The organism is Leptolyngbya iicbica LK, assembly GCF_004212215.1.
Classification (GTDB): domain Bacteria; phylum Cyanobacteriota; class Cyanobacteriia; order Phormidesmidales; family Phormidesmidaceae; genus Halomicronema; species Halomicronema iicbica.
The window spans coordinates 948,226-974,602 of sequence record NZ_QVFV01000001.1; the positions used below are offsets into that span (position 1 = coordinate 948,226).

The following is a 26,377-nucleotide window of genomic DNA, read 5'->3' on the forward strand; positions in this document are numbered from 1 at the left end:
AGAACTGTGGGGACTAGCGGCTTACTCTACGGCTTGGTTGCTCAATTCCACAGTGGCGACGAGCGATCGCGGCAGCTTGGTTGATTTTCCCTTGCGCGTCAAATAAATATAATCATCGTCGCGTTTGAGCAATTGCCCAATCCAGGTTTGGCGCTTTTTGTACACCTCTGTCAGCTTGACCTCAACCATAAAGCCTTTGAAGACAATGAAATCGCGATCGCTGATCAGCGTCGTCGAAATCCCTGGACTTGATACTTCGAGCACATAGGCATCTGGAATCAGATTGGTCTCATCGAGCACCGCCGCCAGCGACTGACTCATGTGCTCACAATCGTCTAGACTGGTGTCTTCAGCCTGATGATTACGCACATCAACCCGTAAAACCGGGGGTGCATGGTTAGTCTGAAAGACGGCATCCACGACCTCTAACCCCAGATGCTCAGCGATTGGAGTCGCCAAGTCTAAGATTTGAGGGACGAGAGGATGAACCATACAAAACTCCAATAAAAAAAGTGGGTGCGAAGCCCACTTCCTAGAACGTTCAGTATCAGGAAGGAACAGATCAGACTTGATCCGCTCGGCTTACAATACTAACGCAAAATTGCCACATGGTTATCAAGGCTTAAAGCTGGACAATCGCTGTTTAAGCTTAGCGTCGAGTCTGAGTCAGGTCATACAGTTTGTAATTCTCATCTCGTAAGCGATCGATATCTTCAAAAGACAATTGTTGAACGTAGTTAATTTTGATTTCTTCCAGTAACGCGACAGTCCACTGTTCTAGTTCATCAACTGTGTTGTCTTGCTGAACCTCATTTCGCAGCGTCTCGCCAATTTTTGAGAGCAAATCACGGGTCAACGCGGCGCCCTCTTCATCTTCGATCGCACCCGTCGCAGTTTGATACAGCGTTTGTGATAACTGGCTAATCACCTGCTGTGAAATTTGCTCCGGCAAGTTGCCAATACCCGGTAAGCCACGAAAACTCTGAAATCCAGGCGCTTTATTGAGCGCCTGCATGACACTGTGCTGCAACAACGCATCCACTTCTGGTTTCACGTGGGGCAACACCTGATACATCGTGATTGTGGTCAGCCTAGAGGTAATCGCTTCCACTTCATTCACGCCGTTGATATCGATGTATTGATTTTGCTTTCCGAGCGCTAGTAGCCATTTAGCCACGTCACCATCGCGAATCAGGTTTTGCACCTGATCCACGATGCGCAGGACAACGATTTCCGTTAATTCCACGGCAAAGGTGGAGACAAAGATGCGATTGATCCGATTACGTAAGGGAATCAGGTTGACCAGTTGCGAATGATTGACCCGCACCGACACTGGGATCACCCGCAACCAACGCCAAAACGGCAAAAAGAAAAGCAAGTCGTACCAGCGCAGTAACACCGCATCTAGCCAGGTGTAGTTTTTGTAGCGGCGGCTGATGTAAAGGGTTCGCAACAGCAACTCAACGCCAAAGAACCCCACAAACCAAATGTCCAGTTTCCAAAAGAAATAGTCGGCAGGCTGACCATTTTCACCAATGCCCCGGAAGTAGTTGGTTTCAAACAGGGGCACAACATCTTCGTTGAAGTAGTTGATTTCTTGAGTCCATCCCTGTGCCGTCAGGTAGTCAGCACTCCAAAAGGTATCAAAAGCCGCCTTAGAGGATTCCACATCAACTCGATCGCGCACACTATTCTTAATTCGCTCTAGGGTGCCAGACTTGTTTGCAACTTCGAAGGGGTTTTCATCAATGATGGCCGCACTTTGCTGACGTAGATCTGCTAACAGCGACTGCGCTTGTACGGATTGCAACCCAGTCTGGGCTACTTGCTCTTCTAAATTGTCAACGGTGTTGAGATAGTTGACGGTTGTGCGTTCTGGGGTGATGCCTTTAAAGACTTCGCCATACCACTGGGTGAATTCAGGCAGGAACCGCAGGTAGATATCGCGAAAGCGAATATAGCTACTGTCAAACAGGACCAACATGAGATTGACCACCGCGAGAATCGCGACAAAGCGCTCAAACCAGAGCGCCGTGGTTCTAATAATGGGGCGACGTTTTTTGGTGCGGGTGAGTGCGGCCATAGCGATAACAAGTTGCTCTCGGCGATTTGCTTAGATGATTAATTACCTGTTTGTGAGAATAGACTGCTTGATCCCTTTTCTCCAAAAATTATCCTGTTTTGTTCGGCGATCGCGTCGGCGATGATCTCACCGACCTCAGTGCTCAAGAGCCAATGCGACCCCTGATAGGATCTGCATGGTTAGAACAATTACCTCCACAGAAACGATTCCGTAGCGAATTCCGATACGGTAAGGGCTGCTTTTCAGAGCACCTTCTCCTCAGATGTCAAAGTGGCAGGATTCGGAGAGGGCGTCGGCGTCACGAGCCATTCATCTGAAAATCTGTAAAATAAAAGCTGTTACATACCTTTACAGAGACTAGCGTTCATGACGGTTGCGATCGCCTCCAACATTCACACTGTGCCAGCGTTGCCGGGGCAGGTTTGGTCATGGGATGGCCATGATATCTACTATGTTGCGGCCGGTGAGCCCCGCGGAGATCGTCCCCCACTATTGCTGGTGCATGGGTTTGGCGCCTCCACAGACCATTGGCGCAAAAATGTTCATGAGTTAAAAGACGACTTTGAAGTTTGGGCGATCGACTTACTGGGTTTTGGGCGATCGGCGAAGCCTGATAGGCAATACAGCGGTCAACTTTGGCGCGATCAACTGCATCACTTCATTCAAGAGAACATCGGTCGCCCGACCGTCATTGCCGGTAATTCTCTCGGTGGGTATGCCAGTCTCTGCATCGCTGCTGACTATCCCGAATCGGTTGCTGGCGTGGTGCTGCTCAACAGCGCCGGCCCGTTTCAAGATGCGACGTCCACGGAAGCACCTAAGCCCTGGCAAACGGCAATTCGACAAGCCATCCAGACGTTTATGCTCCAGCCATTCCCTAGTTGGCTGTTGTTTCAATACGTACGGCAGCCGCGTAATGTTCGCAAGACCTTGCAACAGGTCTATGTCGATCAAACGGCAGTCACTGACCAATTGGTGGAAGAAATTCTGCGTCCGGCCAATGATCCCGGAGCAGCACAAGTCTTTGCCTCAGTGTTCAAATCGCCCAAAGGTGACACAGTGGATGCTTTGCTCGGGCGAATGTCTGCTCCCCTCTTAATCTTGTGGGGCGAGGGTGATCCCTGGATGAATACTCGCCGTCGCAGCGAACAGTTTCGCCAGCATTATCCCCAGCTTCAAGAGCATTTTTTACAAGCTGGACATTGCCCCCACGATGAAGTGCCCCAACAGGTTAATCAGTTAATGCGTGACTGGGTCTTGAGTTTATGAGCATCCACACCAGCGACGGGGCAAAAACCTACAGGCTTTTGCGAAAGCAGCGAATTAAACCAACGTCTTCAAAACCTAACGCTACATGAGCTTGCCAACTCGCGAGGTTGTCGGCTTCAGCATCAGAAGCGAACTCGGTGCAACCTTGCGATCGCCCCCAATCATCAGCGGCATCGATTAAGGCTCGTCCAACCCCTTGATGACGATATTCAGCAACCACATACCAGCCCTCCAAATATGCGACCCGCTGGGTGTCGCAGCCTTCGGCGTAGGTGCGGATGGAAAGTTCTGCGAAGCCGATCGCTTGCTGCTGATCCGTTTCTGCAATCAACACGGCTAACGGTTCAGGCGCTGTGCCCGCAAAAAATGCAGCGATCGCAGTTTGATGTTCTACCGTCGGGGTGTCAGGCCAGAGACCTTGTCGAAGGTTTAGCCAGATATCGGCATCAGCAGAGTTAACCAAACGAACATGCCAGGCAGAATGTGTTGGTGTGATTGGGGGGTCAGCCAAGTTAGATTACTCCGCAAGTTATTCGTCCCAGAGATTAGCCAGGGTGTAGGGGCCATCTTCCACGACCCAGATGGAACCATCCACATAACGGCGGTGGCGATCCAGAGCGGCGATCGCAGCCATATCCTCGTCAGTCAAAGTCAACTGAGCGGCAGCAAGGTTTTGCTCAATGCGAGCCGGATTCACCGATTTGGGAATGACGGCTGTACCGCGCTGCATCGCCCACCGAATTAACACCTGGGCAGGGGTCGCTTGGTGCCGGTCAGCAATTTCTACAATGGTGGGGTCTTCTAGTAATACGGGTTCATCCTTAGCCTTGAGTGACGCAGGGCGATCGGATGATCCCAGCGGTGAGTAGCCTGTGAGAAAGACATTCTGAGCTTGGGCAAACTCCAGCAGTTCAGTCTGCTGTAAATAGGGATGGAGTTCGACTTGATTCATCACCGGGCGAATGGTGGCAGTGTCGAGCAGCGATCGCAGCTTGGCAATACTGAAATTAGAGACGCCAATATGACGAGTCAAGCCCGCTTGCACCAAAGACTCCATCGCTTGCCAGGTAGTCGCGATCGGAAGTTCCTCTAGGCCAATCAACTTTTCCTTCGTAAGTGGAAAACCCTCACCTTTTTTGATCGCCACTGGCCAGTGCATGAGATATAAATCCAGATAATCCAGCTGCAAATCAGTTAGCGTCTGTTTCAGACCAGCCTCGACATCCTTGGGGGCGTGGGAGTCATTCCACAACTTAGAAGTAATCCACAATTCATCACGGGTGACGACTCCCGACTGCAAAGATTCCGACAGCGCTCGGCCAATCTCAGTTTCGTTGCCATAAATCAGTGCACAGTCGATATGCCGATACCCGAGGGCGATCGCCGCCTTCACCGCTTCATAAACTTCTCCCGGCGCCGATTTCCAGGTACCTAAACCAATCATCGGCATCGTGTCACCGTTCGGATAACGCAGGGTCTGCATTGTGGACGCCTCATGCACAAACAACGGTCTGACTCTAACGAATTCTTGTCCCAGAGACAAAAATAGTCTCATCGCCGAGCCATCAGACATCTTGAATCGTCCTGCCCTTCTATTAACGAGGCCAATCGTCATCTCTAGACAACAGAAAATCCAGACAATAAAAAAGCAGGCATGTATAATACACACCCGCCTCAATCACTCACATTACCCAAAGCAAAAGTCTGAAGCTTACTGCAAACCAGTGTTAGTACCGGGCTTACCAGTTGCCATTTCAACCTTAACAATCTTGCCACCCATCTTTTGGATGCGCTGCTGCTCACGAAACCAGTTGTCGTAGGGAACTAGCTTGGTGAAAAAGGTGTTTTGCAACTCTCGCTGGGTGCGAATGCGAGTTTGGCTCGGGACACAGGCCGTAATCTTAAACATTCGCATGGCTAATCAGCTCTCCTAAAACCTAATGTCAATCAACAGCAAAGAAAATGATGGATTAACAGGCGATCGCGCTTTCACTCAGAAAGTCTGCAAAAACCGATTAAAACCTCAAAGTTAGAAACATCTCCCGCAGAAGGGCTGTGTCTCAAGCCAATGCCATACTCAGAAACTCTCAGTAATAACACTCACCCCAGACAAAGTTTCTGCGGGAGCCCACCTTCAAAGATGGGAACGAAGCTACTCAGATCTACGTCTAGCTCAAGCCAGAGCAGATGTAGTCGAAGTAGACGCCCATTTCCTTACCTGCGTCAGCGCCGACCAAGCCAGCGGTAACTTCTTTCATTGCCTGAATTGCGTTCACAGTAGCACCGATGGGCACACCCAGAGAGTTATAGGTCTCTTTTAGGCCGTTCAGCACACGCTCATCCAAGATGGAAGGATCACCAGCCAACATGGCATAGGTGGAGTAGCGCAGATAGTAGTCCAAGTCGCGGATGCAAGCAGCATAGCGACGAGTGGTATACATGTTGCCACCAGGACGAGTGATATCGGAGTAAAGCAGCGACTTAGCCACTGCTTCCTTGACGATTTCAGCCGCGTTAGCGCTAATGGCGGTAGCTGCACGAACCCGCAGCTCACCAGTTTGGAAGTAAGCCTTCAGCTTGTCCAGGGAGCCACCATCGAGGTACTTGCCCTGTACATCGGAGGCATTAATGACTGCAGTAATTGCGTCTTGCATGATTTGATTCCTTAAATGTTCTTACTTGCGTTAAAAACGTCGTAGCACTCTGCAGGTTTACTGCATTGCACCAACGACATAGTCAAAGTAAGCAGAAGCTTCAGCTGCATCTTCACTAGACAACAAACCAGAAGCAACCGCCTTCATGCAGCGAACAGATTCTGCGACTGCAGGAATGGGAGTGCCGAGGGAGTTGTACATTTCGCGCACGCCAACCAAGCCGATTTCTTCAATCGGGGTGACATCGCCTGCAACCACTCCGTAGGTGATGAGACGCAGGTAATAGTCCATGTCACGCAAGCAAGTTGCAGTCATTTCTTCGCCATATGCATTTCCACCAGGGGAAACTACATCAGGGCGCTTTTGGAAAAGTTGATCGCCAGCTTGCTTAACGATGCGCTCACGCGACTCAGTCAAAACCTGGGCGATCCGCAGACGCTTTTCACCAGAAGTCACAAAGGACTTAATACGGTCTAATTCGCCGGGGCTGAGGTAACGGGCCTCTGCATCGGCGTTCACGATGGATTTCGTGACAATGCTCATTGGATGGATTCCTCCGAAAAATGTAACCAGATATCAAATCAATAGCTGGTAATCACTGAATCTAAATAGCCAGCAATGACTCTAAAAGAGTCAGTGAAAATCACCTTTGCCGACTTGAAATTTGAGCCCATTAACTGGCAGCTTGACAGCAAACGATGCTTTACTTTGCCGAGAGTGACAATGTTTCGCAAAATTCTCGCTTACTACGCGGAGCCGTTAAGTGATGGGCACCTTCCCGAATTATTGTCCGGTATTAGACTCGCCTTCTTGGATGAGCGAAACATTTTGTAACAGTCTTACTCATCTTCTCAAAGCCTTACCCAAAGCAGCTTTTAAAGTACACAGACAGAGACGACCACCCACTAAATAGGTAACCATCTCTGTCAAAAAGTCAATCACTCAGATGAGCTGAGATCACGAGTTAACCCACATTTCTTCACAGCTAGCTCCTCAACTTACTTAGGCCGATTCAGCGCAAGGCTGATATCAACCTAAGCAAGTTTCAAGGTAGATACAGCTGCCCCTAAACAGGCTCGAAACTGGGCACAACCAGCTCTTTATTTTGCTTAGTCAACTGGTTGTACAGCCGCTCAGTATTGGGGAAGTTGGCTGCTGGCAACGTGGGGAAGCGCCGATAAGGAACGGTATCTTCACCAAAACACTCAGCATACTCAGGACTGCTCAGCATCTCCTGAATAAAGCCCCTCAGACCTTGAGTCGCCAGAATTTGGTTGTACTTGCGAATCTCGCTCTGATCCACCGGTGCGCGACCTAGGAAGTGCTTGGTTCCCAACTCAATCACCTTGGTGTTGGGATAAGGAGCGTAAAACTCACGCAGATACAGCTGCGAACATCCCAGCCCTTCAATGAATTCTTTCAGGTTGATTTCACCGTTACTGAGTTTACTTTCGAGCGCCGTAAACTCGTTTTGCACCACGTAAGGCGCAACGTCACGCTCAAAAATTTGCCGATAGGCAGCTTGAACAATCACTTTCAACGCTGGCTTATCAGCCAAATTGGTGAGCTTGAAGATCTTAGTCTCTTGACGCTGACGGCTAACGCCTTGAGCCACCCGCATTTGCAAGTCGGGCTGTGAGCGATCGCTATTAACTTGCCCAAGTTCAACAAACCGAGGCGTCGATTCTGGCATGTTTTGAGCCATACCGCGATCGGCCATTGTCGTCGCCCGCATAGTCCGCATCGACAACCCAGCAGGAGTCAAATAACGCTCGTAGGGAATCGTATCTTCCCCAAAAGCATCATTGTATTCTTGGCTGTCAATAATGGCGTCGACCAACGCATAAAAGCCCTTCTTCGCACAGATGTCGAAATATTTGTTGGTCTCTTGACGACCATAAGTAGGCCGACCCAGCAAACGTCGATGGATATATTCAACCGCCTTCATCACATATAGAGAAGACCAATACATCTTGCGGAAGACTTCTGACTTCGCCAAGCTACGGATGAACTCACGAATCGTAATTTCACCATTTTCCAGCTTAATTTCTGCGGTCTTCAGTCGTTGCCCATCATACAAATCGCGGCCAAACACCTGACGATAAGCGGCATTGATCACCGCCTGCGTCGAACTTTCAGAGAACCGAACACTCGCCTGAGTATTCCCCGTAGCTGGCACTTGGTCTAGCTTAAAGACTTTCGGCCCCAAAGAACCTGGAGCTTTGGGCCGGGCCGCTGGGTTACTCAATTGATTGTCAATGCCTGCGCCACGCCGAATCAAGATACGACGAGTGTCCTTGTTGAAGAACGCGGGGGTCGCATCCGGATTACGGGTTTCCTTAGGAAAGATTGCGCCAAACTGAATTTCTAAGGGATCGTTACCAGAGCCGTAAACATGTTGATCCGGCAGAGGTTGGTCATAAGCCGCAAACAGCGTAATAAACTGAGGCACTTTGCGGAAAGGCGCACTGTAATTAAACAGATCAAACTGCGGTCCCCAGTTACGGCATTCCTGAGCCTCTTGACCTAAGCCTCGCAGATAGGGAACCGTCTCTTCTCCAAAGTAATCCGCGTACTCTCGTGAATCGACTAGGGCGTCAACCAACGCAGCTAAACCACCCTTAGAAACAACAGAGAAGTACTCCTGAACTTCTTCTCGAGAGCTCGGTGCTCGACCCAGAATATGGCGGAACGCCAATTCAAGAGCACGACTATTAATGTAGGGCTCAAAAAAGTTCTTGCGATACAAAGGAGACTTACACAGGCGACGAATAAACTCTTTCATCGAGATCTCGCCATTCTTAACCTTAGACTCTAGGTCACTAAGGTTAAGCGAGTATGCACGAGTGATATCTCGTTCAAAGACCTGACGATATGCCGCTTTGACAACCGCTTGCTTTTCCAAAATGGAAAGTCCCGGCTTCATTGCGAACTTAGGCCGCCGTTCCGCTGCATTGAAATAGATCTGAGGTAGTTCTAAACCTTGCTGATCATTGGAAGGTCGCTGCCGCAACTTATTCGAAGGGGTTGGAGCCTTGAACTCACTCAGGAGAACATCAAAGTATTGAGAAACAATCTCGGATGCTTCTTCATCGCTACGGAAATAGCGCAAAGCCGCAAACCGCATGGTTTGAATGGCCACAATTGTGGCAGCAGTCGAACACGCATTTTCAATAATTTCGCGCAGACCGCGAACATTGACCGAGATGATGTTGGGATCACCAGCCACGATCGCATAACTGAGGTATCGCAGAAACCAGCTCATATCCCGCAGCGACTTCTGCATATTGCTAGGGCCGTAGCGAGAAACATTAATCGGACGAAAACCCGGTGGAATCGGTCCAGTAGGCGTTCCAACGCTAAAAATTGACCGCAATCCTTCAAAGATTCCGCCACCATCGTCATCAACGTATGTAGCAGTTCCCAGTTTGGTCGCCGCTGCCGCATCCATGACTTCGCCGCCCATAGTCATCTGAGGGGCATCATTTTCAGGTGGACGTTCCAAATAAGAGAGCGGTGAACCGCCTGTGAAGATCCGGTTAGCGGCTTGCGACACAATCAATTCGGAGTATCGAGTCAGCGCCTCAGCGATCGCGATCCGCTTACCTCCCGAATTAAAGAAACTAACAAGTTCCTGCAATTCTCCCTTACTCATATAGCGGTCTTGTTGTTCCGCTTGGGAGATAGTCGCGACTGGCAGCGTTTGGTACAGCTGGGGGCGCGCCACAACGCTCCCGCCACTAGCTTTTAGAGTCATCCTTTCTCAACGGCTCCCTACTCAACCTTCAAAAACAGATTGTGCCAGGCGCTCAAGTCCACAGCATTCACAGTGGCAGAAGCGAACCTAGCGGCGATCAAAAGCAATATAAATCTGGCGTATCAACCAAACAGTCGATCAATTCAGATTTCAGATTAAAACGATTTGGGATAGAAACTATTCAATGTTAAAAACTGTGTAACATCGACAGGTTCGTCGCCATTCGTAATCCTACAAGGCCCAGCGCCAAAAGATTAGAAACATGTAAAGCTCTGTAACTTTCGAGACTGACTACTGCCAGCCATCAAGGAACCGATATGAGCGCCATCGACGCTGAGGACACTCTGGATAAGCTCGGAAAAGCGATTCAGTCAATCAAGACAATAAGTGCATTGCTTCGAGAGAATTCAGATTCTGCAGTGGTCTGAATATATTCAAAACGTTCCTGCATATGCCCAAGACACCATGGATAAAGCTCAAGAGCTAGATTCGATGAACACCTGTCAAGGTTTGGGACGTCTCTTTACTCTGACATGCTAGGCAGCTTTGTGATGAAGTCAGATCAGCAAACCTCAAGGTCTTTGCGAAGGGTTTGGTCTTCCAACCACACTAAATTCATAAATCACCTGCCCTACGCTACTCTGTCCTTCGTATGTGCCATTCGGATGCACTGTAGAGTGGCTCGCCATAGACATAATTGAATTCTGACAACGCCTAACACCAGTGCTCAAGCTGCATTGCAGCCAAATTCCATACATTTTCGAGCCGATTTCGCATATCGCAAAAATTAAAGAATATTACCGTGATATGATCTGCCATGGCTTAGAACACGGCCCGAAAGCAGTGCTGCTAAGTCACATACTCTGAATTAGCCGGATGAGCTACGTGCAGATTCCCTCAAATTCTGAAATATCTGATGCAGCAGAAACCGAAACGCTCAACATTGATTCTTCCGGAGAAGACTCAATGGATAGCTTTTACAGGTTACAGGCGCAACTATTAAGGATCACAATCGCTTTCTCGGCGATTGTTTTCGTTGCCACTTGCTTCACTTACTCTTTGCACATCGGACTCAACTACCTGCTTGGCTCATGCACAGGCATGGTTTACTTGAGAATGTTGTCCAAAAATGTTGAAGCAATAGGAAGAAGCTCGACTCGGATATCTAGCAGTCGACTGGCTCTCGTGGCAGCCATGATTTTGGTCGCCAGTCAATGGAACCAACTTGAAGTAATGCCTGTCTTTTTAGGCTTTTTGACTTATAAGGCTGCTCTTATCGGATACACCATATGGGCAGTTGTTCCCGGAGAGAAGTAACCCCGCTACTTGTTGGCGATACTTCTCTGTATTAGTTATGAGAGTCTATCACTGTTTTTCTGGCAACCTTTTGTGCAAATCTTAAGAATGGCTTAGAGATGATTGATTTGATGACGACGCCATTGCTATTGGCTGAGCTGGAAGTTGGGGAACACTTTTATTGGAAAGTTGCAGGTCTCAGCATTCACGGCCAAGTCTTTATAACATCTTGGTTTGTCATTGCTTTGTTGCTCTTGTTTTCTGTTCTAGCAACTCGAAAAATCGAGCGGATTCCATCGGGATTGCAAAATTTTATGGAGTACGCGCTGGAGTACATTCGCGACTTGGCAAAGGGTCAAATTGGCGAAAAAGAGTATCGCCCTTGGGTTCCTTTTGTGGGAACCTTGTTTTTGTTCATTTTTGTCTCGAATTGGTCTGGGGCTTTGGTGCCTTGGAAGTTAATCCATCTCCCTGGTGGTGAATTAGCTGCTCCCACGAACGATATCAATACGACTGTGGCACTTGCTTTATTGACCTCGCTAGCGTACTTCTACGCTGGCTTCAGAAAGCGTGGTTTGGGGTACTTTGCTCGCTATATTGAGCCAACTCCTATCCTGTTGCCAATCAATATTTTGGAAGATTTCACCAAGCCTTTATCGCTAAGCTTCCGTCTCTTCGGGAATATTCTGGCAGATGAACTGGTAGTTGCTGTTTTGGTACTGTTAGTGCCTCTATTCGTGCCTTTACCGGTGATGGTTTTGGGTCTGTTTACTAGTGCCATCCAGGCACTGATTTTTGCGACCCTCGCTGCCGTTTACATTGGAGAAGCGATGGAAGGCCATGGTGAAGAAGAGCATGGATAGTTTACAGACTATCCAGATGATCCTAAGTTGATGCGTGGATTTTCAAGCGCAATATCAACAAGGCGGTCCTTGGGGCCACATTTAAGAGCGAGCCAGATGGTAAGTTCAATTCTGTAGTTGTTTAGTAGAACATCCACTCTTTGAGGTAAGGAAATGGAACCTATTGTTGCTGTTGCATCCGTTATTGCTGCTGCATTAGCTGTCGGACTAGCAGCTATTGGCCCAGGAATTGGTCAAGGTACTGCAGCCGGTCAAGCAGTAGAAGGTATTGCTCGCCAGCCCGAAGCTGAAGGCAAAATCCGCGGTACGTTACTGCTCTCGCTAGCATTCATGGAAGCACTGACCATCTACGGTCTTGTTGTTGCCCTGGTTTTGCTCTTCGCGAATCCTTTTAGCTAAGTGCTTTTGCTCCCAGCTGGAACAGTTCCCGTTTTGGCTGGGAGTGTTTTGACTTCGACTTTTTTTTGAATGACGACGCTGTAAGGTTTGAGTGCGATGAGTTGGACGTTGCTGCTAGCGGTTGAAGAGGGGGGTGGCCTTTTTGACATCAATGCCACACTTCCTTTGATGGCAATTCAGTTCCTGGTTTTGGCGGTAGTACTGAACAAGGTTTTCTACAAACCTTTGGGCGATGCCATTGATAGCAGGGACGGTTATGTAAATTCTAGTATTGTTGATGCCAAGGAAAAGTTGGCAAAAGCTGAGACAATAGCCCAGCAGTATGAGCAAGAGCTGGCTGAATCTCGTAGGCAGGCTCAAGCCATCATTGCCGAAGCGCAGATAGAAGCGGAGAAAGTTGCTAGTCAGCAAATTGCAGCGGCACAGCAAGAAGCTCAAGCCAGAAAAGAGCAAGTTCAGAAAGAAATTGATGCCGAAAAGGCTTCTGCTTTTGAAGTTTTAGAGGGTCAGGTTGCTGCTTTAACGAAGCAGATGTTGGACAAGCTTCTGAGTGCCGCTTGAGTTATTGGAACTTTGAAGCCTTTTAGATTTAACTGCGTGGATTGTGTAAGGGGTTATGAACCATGGATAGTCTGTCACTACTGGCAACCGAAGGAAGTGGCTTTGGTTTAAACTTTGACCTGCTGGAAACGAACTTAATAAACTTAGCCATTATTTGGGGAGTGCTGTTCTATTTTGGCAGCAAGTTTTTAGGGGGAACTCTGTCGACACGCCGAGCCACGATTGAGGAAGCTATTCGTGATGCAGAGCGTCGCCAGCAAGAAGCCAAACAAGCCTTAAGCAATCAACAAGCTAATCTCGAGCAGGCTCAATCGAAAGCAAAGGAAATTGTAGCCACAGCTAGAGAAAATGCGACTAAGGTGAGTGAGGACATTTTGGCTCAGGCAAAAGCCGAGGTTGAAAAGATGCAGGCTGCTGCAGATCAAGATGTTACTTTCCAACAGGAGAAAGTGATGAGAGAGTTAAGGCAGCGCATTGCTGAAATAGCTCTTGAGCGTGCTGAGGAGGAATTGCCTTCGCGATTGACTCCAGATCTTCAGACTGCTCTGGTCGATAAAAGTATTGCATTGCTAGGGGATTAATTAGGTATGAGTGCAACCACTATTTCTCTGGAAATCGCTGATCCTTATGCTCAGGCATTAATGGCTCTTGCTCAAGACCAGAATCTTGAAGATCAGTTCGGCGAAAGTGCACAAGAAATCTTAGATTTACTGTCTGCTTCTGAAGAGCTTGATCGGTTCCTGAGTAATCCTTTGGTAGCAGAGGAATCGAAAAAGGGAGTATTAGAGCAAATCTCAACCGACTTGAACCCACTCTTTAAGAACTTTTTGAAGTTGCTGGTGGATAAAGGTCGTATTGGATTCATTGCTCCAATCTTGAAACGCTATCAGGAGCTACTGCGTCAGTTAAGAAGAACTGTCCTAGCTGAGGTTACTGCGGCTGTCGAGTTGTCAGAGGCTCAGCAAGATCAGATTCGGCAGAAAGTAGTTGCGATGACTGATGCCCAGCACGTTGACTTAGCAGTCACTATTGACCCTACCTTATTGGGTGGAGTCATTATCAAGGTTGGTTCTCAGGTAGTGGATGCTAGTTTGCGCGGTCAGTTAAGGCGTTTAAGCATGCAGTTGATTTAAGAGACCCGACGGCAGTTTTACACTCGGCTTAAGTTGCTTTAAGCCTGTTTCAGTTTTTGTATCGTTTATTCAGTTCAGTAGAGCAATTCCAATGGTAGCTATCAGACCTGACGAGATCAGTAACATCATTAAGCAGCAAATTGAGCAGTATGACCAGTCTGTTCAAGTTTCTAATGTCGGCACCGTACTACAGGTAGGTGATGGTATTGCCCGCATTTATGGTCTTGAAAAAGCCATGGCAGGTGAGTTGCTAGAGTTCCAAGACGGAACCGTTGGCATTGCCTTGAACCTAGAAGAAGATAATGTCGGCGCGGTGCTCATGGGTGCTGGTTATGGCATTCAAGAAGGCAGTCCAGTGACCGCCACAGGAAAAATCAACTCAATTCCTGTTGGTGAGGCTTTGGTTGGGCGAGTAGTCGACGCTTTGGCTCGTCCTATTGATGGCAAAGGGGATATTCAAACCGATGAAACTCGACTCACTGAGTCCATGGCTCCTGGAATCATTGCTCGAAAGTCAGTCTGTGAACCCATGCAGACGGGCATCACCGCGATTGATGCCATGATTCCCATTGGTCGTGGCCAACGTGAGTTGATTATTGGCGATCGCCAGACCGGTAAAACGGCAGTGGCGATTGACACTATTTTGAACCAGAAGGGCGAAGACGTCATTTGTGTCTATGTTGCAGTTGGGCAAAAGGCTGCATCAGTGGCACAAGTTGTGAATACGCTGCAAGAGCGTGGGGCCATGGACTACACAATTGTTGTGGCGGCCAATGCTAGTGATCCCGCTCCGTTGCAGTATCTGGCACCCTATACAGGCGCGACCTTAGCCGAATACTTCATGTATAAGGGCAAGCATACCTTAGTGATTTACGATGACTTGTCTAAGCAAGCGCAAGCTTATCGCCAGATGTCGCTGTTGCTGCGTCGCCCACCCGGACGTGAAGCTTATCCTGGCGACGTGTTTTACTTGCACTCTCGTTTGTTAGAGCGGGCTGCTAAGCTCAGTGATGAGCTTGGCGGCGGTAGCATGACGGCTCTGCCAATCATCGAAACTCAAGCTGGCGACGTCTCCGCGTATATCCCAACGAACGTTATCTCGATTACTGACGGTCAAATCTTCTTATCATCTGACTTGTTTAACTCGGGCCTGCGCCCTGCAATCAATGCAGGGATTTCGGTATCCCGAGTCGGTGGGGCTGCTCAGATCAAGGCAATGAAGAAAGTCGCCGGTAAGTTAAAGCTGGAGCTAGCTCAATTTGACGAATTGCAGGCTTTTTCTCAGTTCGCATCTGATCTAGATAAAGCAACTCAAGATCAACTGGCGCGAGGGGTTCGCTTACGTGAGCTACTGAAGCAGCCTCAGAATTCACCTTTGCCTGTAGAAGAGCAAATTGCGATCATCTATGCCGGTATCAACGGATTATTAGACGATATTCCGGTCGATAAGATCACCGAGTTTTCTAAGCAGTTGAGAGACTATCTCAAGACTAGTAAGCCTCGTTATGCCGAGATTGTTAAGACTGAGAAGAAGCTCACTGATGAGCTGTTAGAAATTCTCAAAGGGGCCATTGAGGAAACTAAGCAAGCGTTCATGACAGCTGCTTAGAGTTGGAGATTTGCATCTGGTGATCAGATTCCTGGGTTTGGTCACTGGATGCTCCGTTGGTTAGGAAGGTAAAGGAATGGCTAACCTAAAAGCAATTCGAGATCGCATTAAGTCGGTAAAAAATACCCGCAAGATTACAGAAGCAATGCGTCTGGTCGCAACCGCTAAGGTGCGTCGGGCTCAAGAACAGGTGATTGCTACTCGTCCGTTTGCCGATCGCTTGGCTCAGGTCTTGCATGGTTTACAAACACGACTCAAGTTTGAAGACGTTGATTTGCCCCTGCTGCAAGAGCGTCCGGTAGAAAAAGTTGCATTGCTAGTTATTTCAGGCGATCGCGGTTTGTGTGGTGGCTATAACGGCAATGTCATTCGGCGAGCGGAAAAACGGGCTCAAGAACTTACTGGCAGCAACATTGAGTACACCTACATCTTGGTAGGTCGTAAGGCGGTTCAGTATTTTAATCGCCGAGAACAGCCGATTGATTCTAAGTTCACTGAGTTAGAGCAAATTCCCACAGCGGAAGAAGCTTCCCAGATTGCTGATCAGCTCTTGTCGCTGTTTTTATCCGGCACTGTTGATCGAGTCGAACTGGTATATACGAAGTTTGTTTCGTTGGTCAGCTCTCGTCCGGTCGTTCAAACTCTACTGCCCCTAGACCCTCAGGGATTAGAAGCTGAAGATGACGAAATCTTCCGCTTAATTACCCGCAGTGGTCGTATTGACGTCACTCGTGAGAAGGTTGCTGTCGGCGATCGCGCTTTGCCAAAAGATATGCTGTTTGAGCAAGATCCTGTGCAGATTCTGGATGCTTTGCTACCGCTGTACTTTAGCAATCAGATTTTGCGGGCACTGCAAGAAGCGGCAGCGAGCGAGTTGGCAGCTCGGATGACAGCGATGAACAATGCCAGTGATAATGCCAGCCAATTGGTGAAATCTTTGACGTTGGACTACAACAAGGCTCGTCAGGCCGCAATTACCCAGGAAATCCTGGAAATTGTGGGTGGTGCCGAAGCCTTGGGCTAAGGATCAGAGCTGAGTCAATCCAATCTGTTCACTTCACAGAGTCCCGGTCTACACTTGCTAGATCGGGGCTCTTGCTTATTGGTGGCCATCGATCACTTGAAGCATCTGGAAGAGATGTGGCAATCAAGTGCATGGTGAGCCAACTATATGAGTTCAGCCATGGGCAACTAACTAGCTGGTGATTGAGAAGATTTCCATTCCACCAACATGCCATAAAGCCCCCAAATAGCTAAAGGGCGCAGATAATGGCAGGCTCGGAATGTTCCAAAAGCGGTGATTGCTTCAGGCGTGCGGAATTGAAGTCCGTAAGCATAAATCTGCTGCACAACGGCTTCTGTGATGGCGAAAGCCCGCTCTGGCTGACCCATTTGAGCGAAGAAAGTGGCTAGACCAAAGTTGATGCCAGTCCACACCTCAAGCTGGTGAGTGCCATCGGGATCTTCCGGCACACCGGACGGCAAAACCCCATTAGCCGCCCCGATTGCCTGACCTGGCTGAGCTGAGCGAAAAGTACCAGCCTGCGCGCCAGCGAATTTTTGCGTTTGGGGAATGGCGGCCTGCGCCGCATAGGCGTTGAACTTCACAAAGCAGGCGTCGTAAATCGCCTCGAGTGCCGATCGCACATATTCTTCCGCGACCAAATCGGGTAATCCCAGCAAACGCGCACAAAATTGCCCACAGAGCTGATCGGCCATGACCACATCTGAACCGCTGCCCGTATCTAGCCGATAGTACTGGCCATTCCACAATTTTTGATGGAAATGGTTACGGCTCTGCTCTAGCCAGCGTTGATATTGAGTCACCAAAATTGGGGTGTTGCCAGGAGCCAGATGCGCTTGGGTGAGTATTTTGGCGATCGCGATCGCGCTTTCTAATGCCGCCATCCACAGGCCACCGCAATAAGCACTGACACCTTTCAGCTGCCAGTCATCGAAAGTTTGATCGGGGGCACCACCGTTTTCGGGCAGACCATCGCCATCCGTATCAAAGCGTTTGAGATACTTCAGCGTTTCCGTCACAGCGGGCCAGCAGTCGGCCAGGAATTGTACGTCCTGTTCTCCCGTCAGTTTGTAAGCGCGGTAAACCTGAATCACAAAATCACTGGGCAAATCTTTCCACTGATTGCAGTCTTGATAACTGGTGTAGTTGGTTTGGATAAATGGTTGCTCGTTGGGGGCTCCCAAGTCGTGGGGAGTCGCTCCTTTGAGCTTGCGCGGCGCATAGTGATTCGCTTCGCCGACGGTATAGTAATAGCCAATGATGCGCGTCCGCTGATCAGCAGTGGGAATGGCGCGGGCAAACGCGCGGATCACGGCTTTTTCTAACTCGGGCCAGAGCAGTAAAGTGGCGAACCCCCCATAGAGCCGAACATCGAGACTCTCGTACCAGCGGTAGTCCACGCATTCAAGCACCGCAAATTGGCCAACCGGATCCAGTTCTGTGGCTGCCGTCCACAGGGTGCCGCCGCTGGTCAGGTCATACAGCTCATTAAAGAGCGCCATTTTGAACCAGTCGGGAAAATCTGCGCGGTCTAAAATCGGCTGCTGCCAGTCAATAATCTGTTGCTGCCACTGGCGAAATTCCTTCAGGGCAGTGCGGGCGATCGCCCATGCGTGGCAGCCTTCGCGCCCAAAAAAGTCAGTATAGCGGCGATACTCAGAGATGCCTGCCGCATATTCGGTCACCGGCAAGTCCCATGCCAAAGAAACGGGAATTTGGCGCGTTTCCCCAGGTTGCAGCGTGAACCGCAGAGCGATCGCACAGCCAATCTGTTCATCGACGGCGGCTGGCTGGTCGACTATTTGATTCGTGAGCGCACCGCCAGTTGCAAAGGTTTGCCAAAGATCACTGCCGTCGCCAGCCGGATTCCAACGGATGTGGAAAAACAGTTCAGTATCGGCCTGTACGGGCGTCGCAATCGCCCAACTGCCATCTCCCTCCTGTGGCGATCGCCCGTGGTGTGACCAAGCTCCATTCATCACACAACCCACCGCATCTCCGGTTTGCACCAACAGGTTGTAGTTGCCCGCACTTTGCCCCAACGGCGGCACGTAATCGTAATAAGGGCTGCCGTCATCACGCTGGAGCACTTCTGGCGTCTTTTCCGTATTGGTGAACCAGCCCACCATGTTTTGCCAACTCAACATGATGCTCAGCGTCAGGGGCTGATCCGTCGGATTGTGCGCCGTCCACACAAATATGGCCACCGGATAACTGGATTCCTGATAATTGTTGGCCCAAATCGGCGATAGCTGTTCGCAGGTGAGCTCAGCATTAAAAACATTCTGGTAAACAAACCAACTACGGGGGTAAAGAGCATGGTAAGTACCCGTGTGCGCTGGATCAGGAGCGGGACCAGTCGCGGTGTCAGGTTGAGCAGAACGCGGCCCGCTACTTTTGGGATACCACTGCCAGGTGCTCAGCGAGCCGTCAGACGGCGCCTCGGTACACAGGGCGTAGGCTTGAGTGAGATCGCCACACTGCTCAAACACGCTGAATTGACAACCGGGAAACGTTTGAAAGATATGTTCCCCGCCATCTAAATGCCAGAGATTAAAATCACCCCGGGGCGATCGCCCGATACAGCCTGCCCCAAATCCCCCCAAGGGCGCACCATGCCAGGGGCCATCATCCAAATTGCTGGCGTAACGCACGATGTAATGATGTTCCCAATCTTGACCGATGGGATGTTGCCAAGCACAGGAAGGAATAGCCTGAGAAAAATCTGTCATATCGCCGAAGTCGGGGGAGAGAGTATTGCCGCCTGTTCAATAGTAGAGGTTCGACTTCCCCTCACTACGCTCAGCTCCATGATTCGGCGCACAAAAAGTCGCCGAAGGTGACAAAGCCTGGCTCCCTTGGCATCGCTCAAACCGCGATGAGTCCCCCCGGACAGAATCCCGTCAGGATCACCGTGGGATCAAAAAACTGCTGGCATCCTCAATGGCGAGCCCCCATGATCTTGGGTCAATCATGACTCACAACCGTTCTCATTGGAGGCATGGCAGCTCTTGTGACCTGACCTTGCCGGTTGTTCAGCGCCAGAGTCGGGAAGTCTAAAGTAGTTATTGTCTGAAGTCGCGAAGCCATGAGCAATGATGACCGAGCCCAACATGGCATATCCCGTGAATGGCTCAAGCCAACAGGAGTGATTACACTGCCGTTCTGGAAGGTAAGCCCCCCCTGGGCGATCGCCCCAACTCGGTCAGACAGCACATCTAAATTACCGCGATGGTTGATCATGACCATTGTGCTGATCTGCCTCGTGCCGTTATCCCTAAATTGGGTCGGAATCGACTTCAGCTCATCAACTGTGGCACTTGACTTAGCCGCCACCGCCCAGCTTCCCGCCGCGGCCATGGCTGATGCCCTGCACCAAGCCATGGAAGGCAGCTATACCCACACCATTCTGGAGTGGAGTGCCTTCTGTGCAGCCATTTTCACCGTCATCTTAGCCTTTGCCCATTTCAACATTAAGCATGATGTGACCACCCCCGTCATTGGTGTGGCCCTGCTCTGCGCGGGATTGATGGATGCCTTTCATACCCTCGCCGCCGATCGCCTGATTGACGCCGTTGCCAGCAACGAAAACTTAATTCCCTTTACTTGGGCGCTTTGTCGCCTCTCTAATGCCGCCTTAACCATCATCGGCGTGAGTCTCTTTTTTGTGGGCTCTGCCTATCGAAAATGGCAAGGCAATACCCTCTTTGTCGCAGTGGTCAGTGCAACGTTTGGGCTGTTGGCTTATAGCATCATCCACATTTGTGCCACTAGCGCCAGCCTGCCACAAACCATGTTTCCCGACGCCTTGATCACACGACCTTGGGACGTTTTGCCGCTAGTTTTATTTATCATTGCTGGCATCTGGATTTATCCTAATTTTTATCGTAACAATCCCAATCTTTTCTCCCATTCCCTCGTCATTAGCACCATTCCAAATATTGCGACTCAGGCGCACATGGCGTTTGGTTCAACAGCCTTGTTTGACAATCATTTCAACATTGCTCACTTCCTCAAAATCATCGCCTATTTAGTGCCTTTAATGGGGCTAATTTTGGATTATATTCGGACGCATCAAACGTTAGAACAACGCAATCACGAACTTGATCTCGAAATCCACGATCGCAAACAAGCAGAAGAGAATCTGCAGTCAGTCATTCACGAGCTCCAAACGACTCAGCTCCAGCTCGTGCAAACTGAAAAGATGTCAGGCCTAGGGCAACTGGTCGCAGGGGTTGCCCACGAAATCAATAATCCAGTCAACTTTATTTATGGCAATATTCAGCCTGCCAAAGATTACGTCCACGATCTTTTTCATCTCATCGAGCTATATCGCGAGCATTATCCTGAACCACCAGCGACCATTACCCAGGAAATTGAAACCATTGATCTTGAATTCATTGAACAGGATTTGCCTAAGCTCTTAGGATCAATCGATATTGGAGCGAATCGCATTCGCCAGATTGTCATGTCATTGCGGACTTTTTCAAGACTCGATGAGTCAGAAATTAAGGATGTCAACATTCATGAAGGCATTGACAGCACACTCGTCATTCTGACCAATCGGCTGAAAGAGACGGGTCATCGATCTGCGATTAAAGTCACTAAAGCCTACGGAGACTTGCCTCTAATCGAATGTTATGCGGGTCAGCTCAATCAAGTCTTTATGAATATTTTGACGAATGCGATCGATGCGATTGAAGAACAGTATGAGGCGACGACAGCAAGTGATGAACATTACCAGGGACACATTACGATCGCGTCTCGCTTAGTCGATACGGATCATATTCTGATTACGATTACCGATAACGGGATCGGCATGTCAGCCCAGACCCAACAGAAAATTTTTGATCCGTTTTTCACCACTAAAACTGTAGGCAAGGGAACAGGTATGGGCATGCCCATCAGCTATCAAATCATCACCGAAAAACATCGAGGCAAGCTGATTTGTCAGTCAAGTTTTGGACAAGGGACAACCTTTGAAATCACCATCCCGCGAGCCATCCATCATCCTACGACTGGCACACACTAGGCAGCCAAATTCAAGCCTCAGTTAGTGGATAGTAAAAGATAGGAATCAGGGTGGCTACACTTCACGCTGAGGGTCGTAATTTGCGCATCCATCAGGCGTGGACTGGCATGGGCGATCGCGACTCCAGGGTTCACCGCGTAAGCCGGAAAGTTGGCGGCGCTGATGCTGATTCGTAATGCCTGCCCCTGCGCACACTGGAAACAGGTCGGTTGCAATTTCACCACATGCGTTTGCCAGGCGTTGGGTATGCCCGTGAAACGACCATACCCCTGAGTCAGGTTATACACAGTGCCATCGGGGCGCACTTCTGACAGGGTGAGGCTGAGGTCAAAGCTGGGGCGATCGCCCTGGCAATGCAGGCTGACTTCCACCTGTCCGGCCACGACTAGAGCAGTCGGTAATGGATCAGAGGTGTAGGTGAGCACGTCACTGCGGCCATCGATCGCAGCGCGATTAAACGCACCAGACGGTATGGCGGCATGGCCCCCTAATGAAGGTACGGGACGCCACGGATCATGCACCCACGTATCAATGCTGGGAACCGTAGGCGAGACATCCTCAAAGGGAGCCTCTAACTTCAGGAGCTTGCCGTCACCTGAGTGCATTGCCGCCAGTCCGCTACTGGAAAATTGCCAGCGTTGGCGATCGCTCTCGTGAGGCCAGTGGTCAAAGGCTCGCCAGCGGTTGCTGCCCATTTCAAACAAGTTGACGGGGGGTTGGTTGAGCAGTTGGGCCGGTTCGTCTCGGAGCCAGTGGGCAAACCATTGGATCTGGAGGCGATCGATAGGGCTATTAGCCGCTGCGCCAAAGTCGCGCGCCCCCACATGTTGACTCCACGGCAGATGGCCCCAAGGCCCAATCCACAACAGTTGCGGAAACTGACTACGGGCTGCCATCGCCTGATAGAGCCGCACATCGCCCCGCAGATAAGGGTCAAACCAGCCGCCAACGTGCAGCATGGGCAAGTCAACATCCTCTAACTGGGGAGTGATGCTTTGCCAGTAGGGGGCATCCGGCGGGTGCTGACGCCAATCGTGAAAGAACGAGTCAGGGGCGTAGCGCTGCAGTACATCGGGACACGTAGGGTCGGCGTCATACACGGGCAACTGTCGCGAGGCTTGATACAACGCCTGAAATGCAACGCGATCGTCCTTCAGGCGAGCCGTTTCGGCCGCGAGTTGGATAGCCCACCCCACCCCCGCCTGCAGCAACAGCGCCCCATTTTCGTAGGCCCAATCTGGGCCGGGGTGATAGCCCACCATGGCGGGGGCGATCGCCTTCAACCCCTTAGGCCGAGCCTGGGCGGCAAAGAGCTGGGTCATGCCCTGGTAAGAAAAGCCATACATGCCCACGCGGCCATTACTACCGGGCAGATGAGCCGCCCATTCTACGGTGTCAAAGCCGTCATTGACCTCGTGGGCAAAGAGCTGAAACTCGCCTTCGGAAGTGCCGCGCCCCCGCACGTCTTGAATTACGACGATGAACCCGTGGGCCGCATACCAACTGGGATGGGCGTAGACGACCGTGGAGGCGATCGCCCGTCCGTAGGGCTGCCGCATCAGCAAAACCGGAAATTTACCCGCCGCGTCAGGTCGATAGACATCCGCATCTAAACGGACACAATCGCGCGTGAGAATCGAGACGCTCTCTTTCGGTAAGACGGAATATCGGGGTCGCACAAATTTTTCGGAGTCAATTGTTCACAGGCGGCCAACCATCCCTTGCCCGTCTAACTAAGGCGGTTCAGGATTGGCAGCTGAATTCACGCGAGGGAGGGAACTGGTGGATGCCAAGTTAAAAAGCTCTGATCAGATGATGATCTCCTTAACTTTACTATTCCGTTCCCTCACTATCGGGTCGTTTCAGTCTCATCTTGCGGAGAAGATTGAGCCCCGCCACTCCCGGCTATTGGTCTAACCCCAAATCGGACGGGCGATCGCGCTGCGTTAACCCCTCAATCTGAGCCGCCCCAAGTCCAGCGGGGATTTCCTTCCCGCAATCCGCCAAACAGCAGCGTTGAGGTATAGCCGTTAGCGTCGGGAATGCCGGTCATATCCAGCACGGCGGTCACCTCACCGTCGGCGAGCTGCACTTGCAGATAAGAATGCGTCGTAAAGGCTTCGTCATCAATGCGCGTGATAATGGCCGACCCTTCACAGTCGCGAAATTCAGGCTTGAGCGTCGCCGTCCACGTGGTACTGAAAGCGTCAGTGGTGACCACACGAACGTTTGTCGCAATATCCCGCAGTTTGATCATGCCGTCACGGGAATAACTGCCCTCGACATAGGGACGGAGGGTTTCGTGGGCAATGAGTTGCTCGGGACAGGTACCCCCAGAGGTGAGCGTCGGCAACACCTCCAATTCTATGGTGGTGGCTAGGGCAGCCGAGCCCAGACTGGTTAACACACTAAAGGGGATGGCCCAGAGCAGCGATCGCGTTAAGTTCATACAGTCTCATCTCCTATCAAGGATGGGGGCATAGGGTTATTCAACACATTTGGTGTCGAGAGTTACGGAAGCACATTAAGCACTGTCAACTTTTCCGTGCCCTTACCAGGGATGCCAGATTCGATTCCTAGAATGAAACGTAATGGTAAGCGTGGTGTGTGACCATGAAGCCCCCGAAGCTCAAGCAAGAAGCGGCCCGCCTGGAAGCGCTGCGGCAGTACAACATTTTAGATACCCCAGCAGAAGCGGTCTATGACGACATTACCGCGTTGGCGGCCTACATCTGCGAGGCCCCGATCGCGCTCATTAGCCTGGTCGAAGCCCATCGCCAATGGTTTAAGTCAAAGGTGGGCATCGCGGTTGACGAGACCAGTCGCGACGTCTCGTTTTGTGCCCATGCGATCGCCCAGCCTAAGCCGTTTGTGATTCCCGATGCGCTGGCCGATGAACGGTTTGCCGACAATCAATTGGTCACGTGTGCCCCCAACATTCGCTTTTATGCGGGGGTGCCGTTGATCACGCCCTCGGGTGAAGCGATCGGTACGCTGTGCGTGATTGACTATCAACCACGCGAGCTCTCGCCCCAACAGCTCAAAACGTTAGAGGCATTGGCGCGTCAGGTCGTGCTGCAGCTAGAGCTCAGACGCACCTCGGCCCAGTTGGCCGCTTCTCTCGAAAAGATTCACCTGATGGAAGGGCTCGTGCCAATTTGCGCCTATTGCAAAAACATTCGCAATGATGAGGGGTTTTGGCACACAGTCGAACAATTTATGGAAGCTCACAGTGACGTCAACTTTACCCACGGCGTTTGCGACGACTGTATGCGCCAACAATTTCCTGAAGTGGCTGACGTGTTGCTTCCCCGAGACTCCGTGCAAACACAGTCGGAAAGCTAGGGCAGTGTCAACGCTCAACTTTAGGGTTTGCAGAGTGTGTCGAGTTGGCCAGCCCCCGGTTGCCAAGGCTCGTGTGGGTCGCTCTACGATTGACCCACGCGACGAGCCCTCCCCATTCTCAGGGCCAACAATGCCCTAAGGCAAAATGTCCGTCTCGAAGATATCGGCCAGGGCTTCTAACGGTTCCAAAATGTCGTAAAGGCGATTGTAGGTTTCGAGCAAGCGATCGCCCCGCACCATCAGTTCTGGCGTGGGATAAGCCTGCATCACTTCCAGCAGGGTGATTTCGTTATCGTCAGCCGCAGCGGCAATGAGGGCCGAGCGCAACGCCTGACGACTGCCCGCGCCTGAGGCCGGATGGATAATCTCGCCGACCTGATCGAGCGCCCATTCCCCTGGCAGCGAGTTCAGCGCCAGATCGAGCACCGTGAGATTGACGGGCACCGGATCCGTTAGCGTGGTTTGCACGGATGTCGGTTCTTGGTTAGCCAATTTCAGCAGTTGCTCCAACTGCCCCGAAGCTTCGCCTGTTTCGGCCAAGCCTTCTAACTCAGTAATGGGCACCCGCATCGAGATCGGCCCATAGGTCAGCACAATTTTTTCGGCAGCGATCGCCGCTGTTCCCTGGCCCAACAGACTAGCCAACACTCCCGCCAGTCCCGCCACCCAAGCTTTCCCGGTTAATTTCATTCCTCACCTCTGGGCGATCGCCCGCCTCTAATTATGGCAATAGCTAAGCCTACAACAATCACGATACCGCCCCCAATTGCGGGCACTAGCCACTGATTAGACGCAGCCGGGTCAGTCAGAGTTTCCGTAGTTTGCGAAACTTCTGGTTCGGGGTCAGTCGTTATCGTCTCTGATGGGCCAGGCTCATCGCTCGTAGCCGCAGCAGTAGTCGGGGCGGCAGATGCATTGGGTGCTCGACTCGCCACCGTTACCTCAAAACTCAGCTCAAAGGGGGTGAAGGCTCCCGCCTGCTGCGGGCTACCCGCCAGCCGCAGTTCATACGCGCCAACCTCGGGAAAGGTGACCGTCGCCCCCGGAATTGCTTGGAAACCCTCGGCGGAAATCGCGCTCAGGGGAGGCGTCTCGATGGCATTGGCCTGACTGTCGTACAGGGTGAGGGTGCAGTCGCACTCAGCTAGCGGCACGACAGTGCCCCCGGCTTGCGTGAGCGCAAACCATATATCGGTGGGGGCACCAGCGCGAGCGATGTCGTTGGGTTCGATGTGCAGAGTGGCCCCAACATCTTCAGCAAATTGGACTTCGTGGGCGATCGCGGGGGCCATCGCCGTACTGCCCAGCCAGGTCGCCGCCAGCAGCAAACAGGAAGGAAAAACTCTAGGCAT

Annotated in this window: 24 protein-coding genes; 11 read left to right on the plus strand and 13 right to left on the minus strand. The window is 50.9% G+C overall.

What is annotated here, in order from left to right; all coding sequences use genetic code 11:
• Window positions 1-21: 21 nt before the first annotated feature.
• Window positions 22-492 carry a ribosome maturation factor RimP gene (gene rimP / locus DYY88_RS04055; protein ID WP_039725661.1) on the minus strand — a complete coding sequence of 157 codons (471 nt, stop codon included), beginning with the start codon at window positions 490-492 and terminating at the stop codon, window positions 22-24.
• Between the two features lie 157 nt (window positions 493-649).
• Window positions 650-2,083, minus strand: a complete 1,434-nt coding sequence (locus DYY88_RS04060) for a hypothetical protein (RefSeq protein ID WP_052288253.1) — start codon at window positions 2,081-2,083, stop codon at window positions 650-652.
• Window positions 2,084-2,449: 366 nt separating this feature from the next.
• Here DYY88_RS04060 and DYY88_RS04065 point away from each other — a divergent pair, with 366 nt between their 5' ends.
• A complete protein-coding gene (locus DYY88_RS04065; protein ID WP_044151036.1) occupies window positions 2,450-3,352 on the plus strand; it encodes an alpha/beta fold hydrolase in 903 nt (300 codons plus the stop codon).
• Window positions 3,353-3,380: 28 nt separating this feature from the next.
• Here the strand turns inward: DYY88_RS04065 and aac(6') are convergent, their stop codons facing one another.
• The 6 genes from aac(6') to DYY88_RS04095 form a co-directional block, all read right to left on the minus strand.
• Window positions 3,381-3,848, minus strand: coding sequence for an aminoglycoside 6'-N-acetyltransferase (gene aac(6') / locus DYY88_RS04070; RefSeq protein ID WP_063776214.1), 468 nt, complete (start codon window positions 3,846-3,848; stop codon window positions 3,381-3,383).
• Between the two features lie 33 nt (window positions 3,849-3,881).
• A complete protein-coding gene (locus DYY88_RS04075; RefSeq protein ID WP_039725663.1) occupies window positions 3,882-4,835 on the minus strand; it encodes an aldo/keto reductase in 954 nt (317 codons plus the stop codon).
• A 228-nt stretch (window positions 4,836-5,063) separates the two neighbouring features.
• Window positions 5,064-5,267 (minus strand): phycobilisome linker polypeptide, encoded by a 204-nt coding sequence (locus tag DYY88_RS04080; protein ID WP_072041294.1) that lies wholly within the window; start codon window positions 5,265-5,267, stop codon window positions 5,064-5,066.
• A gap of 253 nt (window positions 5,268-5,520) precedes the next feature.
• A complete protein-coding gene (apcB, locus tag DYY88_RS04085) occupies window positions 5,521-6,006 on the minus strand; it encodes an allophycocyanin subunit beta (RefSeq protein WP_039725665.1) in 486 nt (161 codons plus the stop codon).
• Window positions 6,007-6,063: 57 nt separating this feature from the next.
• The gene (gene apcA / locus DYY88_RS04090) at window positions 6,064-6,549 is read right to left on the minus strand and encodes an allophycocyanin subunit alpha (protein ID WP_039725666.1); all 486 of its coding nucleotides are present in this window, start codon (window positions 6,547-6,549) and stop codon (window positions 6,064-6,066) included.
• A 523-nt stretch (window positions 6,550-7,072) separates the two neighbouring features.
• A complete protein-coding gene (locus tag DYY88_RS04095; protein WP_039725668.1) occupies window positions 7,073-9,763 on the minus strand; it encodes a phycobilisome rod-core linker polypeptide in 2,691 nt (896 codons plus the stop codon).
• Between the two features lie 876 nt (window positions 9,764-10,639).
• On the opposite strand from DYY88_RS04095, the gene DYY88_RS04100 reads away from it, so the two are divergent.
• The 8 genes from DYY88_RS04100 to DYY88_RS04135 all read left to right on the plus strand — a co-directional run bounded on the left by DYY88_RS04100 (window position 10,640) and on the right by DYY88_RS04135 (window position 16,648).
• A complete protein-coding gene (locus tag DYY88_RS04100; RefSeq protein WP_072041295.1) occupies window positions 10,640-11,080 on the plus strand; it encodes an ATP synthase subunit I in 441 nt (146 codons plus the stop codon).
• Window positions 11,081-11,190: 110 nt separating this feature from the next.
• Window positions 11,191-11,922, plus strand: coding sequence for a F0F1 ATP synthase subunit A (gene atpB / locus DYY88_RS04105; protein WP_437438575.1), 732 nt, complete (start codon window positions 11,191-11,193; stop codon window positions 11,920-11,922).
• Between the two features lie 153 nt (window positions 11,923-12,075).
• Complete coding sequence (gene atpE / locus DYY88_RS04110; protein ID WP_039725670.1) at window positions 12,076-12,321, plus strand: ATP synthase F0 subunit C; 246 nt, start codon at window positions 12,076-12,078, stop codon at window positions 12,319-12,321.
• A 96-nt stretch (window positions 12,322-12,417) separates the two neighbouring features.
• Window positions 12,418-12,882: a F0F1 ATP synthase subunit B' gene (locus tag DYY88_RS04115; RefSeq protein ID WP_039725671.1), complete on the plus strand. Its 465-nt coding sequence runs from the start codon at window positions 12,418-12,420 to the stop codon at window positions 12,880-12,882.
• Window positions 12,883-12,944: 62 nt separating this feature from the next.
• A complete protein-coding gene (locus DYY88_RS04120) occupies window positions 12,945-13,463 on the plus strand; it encodes a F0F1 ATP synthase subunit B (RefSeq protein WP_039725672.1) in 519 nt (172 codons plus the stop codon).
• 6 nt (window positions 13,464-13,469) lie between these two features.
• On the plus strand, window positions 13,470-14,015 hold the full coding sequence (atpH, locus tag DYY88_RS04125) for an ATP synthase F1 subunit delta (protein WP_039725673.1): 546 nt from the start codon (window positions 13,470-13,472) through the stop codon (window positions 14,013-14,015).
• Window positions 14,016-14,106: 91 nt separating this feature from the next.
• Window positions 14,107-15,624, plus strand: coding sequence for a F0F1 ATP synthase subunit alpha (gene atpA / locus DYY88_RS04130; RefSeq protein ID WP_039725675.1), 1,518 nt, complete (start codon window positions 14,107-14,109; stop codon window positions 15,622-15,624).
• Between the two features lie 76 nt (window positions 15,625-15,700).
• Window positions 15,701-16,648, plus strand: coding sequence for a F0F1 ATP synthase subunit gamma (locus DYY88_RS04135; protein ID WP_039725676.1), 948 nt, complete (start codon window positions 15,701-15,703; stop codon window positions 16,646-16,648).
• A 167-nt stretch (window positions 16,649-16,815) separates the two neighbouring features.
• On the opposite strand, the gene DYY88_RS04140 is transcribed toward DYY88_RS04135, so the two are convergent.
• A complete protein-coding gene (locus DYY88_RS04140) occupies window positions 16,816-19,380 on the minus strand; it encodes a GH116 family glycosyl hydrolase (RefSeq protein WP_039725677.1) in 2,565 nt (854 codons plus the stop codon).
• 509 nt (window positions 19,381-19,889) lie between these two features.
• Between DYY88_RS04140 and DYY88_RS04145 the strand changes: the two genes are divergently transcribed.
• Complete coding sequence (locus tag DYY88_RS04145; protein WP_236146314.1) at window positions 19,890-21,680, plus strand: sensor histidine kinase; 1,791 nt, start codon at window positions 19,890-19,892, stop codon at window positions 21,678-21,680.
• Window positions 21,681-21,697: 17 nt separating this feature from the next.
• Here DYY88_RS04145 and DYY88_RS04150 read toward each other — a convergent pair whose 3' ends face one another.
• Complete coding sequence (locus DYY88_RS04150) at window positions 21,698-23,359, minus strand: CocE/NonD family hydrolase (RefSeq protein WP_044151039.1); 1,662 nt, start codon at window positions 23,357-23,359, stop codon at window positions 21,698-21,700.
• Between the two features lie 275 nt (window positions 23,360-23,634).
• Complete coding sequence (locus DYY88_RS04155; RefSeq protein ID WP_039725678.1) at window positions 23,635-24,129, minus strand: hypothetical protein; 495 nt, start codon at window positions 24,127-24,129, stop codon at window positions 23,635-23,637.
• Window positions 24,130-24,293: 164 nt separating this feature from the next.
• Between DYY88_RS04155 and DYY88_RS04160 the strand changes: the two genes are divergently transcribed.
• Window positions 24,294-25,025: a GAF domain-containing protein gene (locus DYY88_RS04160; protein ID WP_039725679.1), complete on the plus strand. Its 732-nt coding sequence runs from the start codon at window positions 24,294-24,296 to the stop codon at window positions 25,023-25,025.
• Between the two features lie 135 nt (window positions 25,026-25,160).
• Here the strand turns inward: DYY88_RS04160 and DYY88_RS04165 are convergent, their stop codons facing one another.
• A complete protein-coding gene (locus DYY88_RS04165) occupies window positions 25,161-25,715 on the minus strand; it encodes an alpha/beta hydrolase (RefSeq protein ID WP_052288254.1) in 555 nt (184 codons plus the stop codon).
• Complete coding sequence (locus DYY88_RS04170; protein ID WP_044151041.1) at window positions 25,712-26,377, minus strand: hypothetical protein; 666 nt, start codon at window positions 26,375-26,377, stop codon at window positions 25,712-25,714. The genes DYY88_RS04165 and DYY88_RS04170 overlap by 4 nt, the downstream gene beginning before the upstream one ends.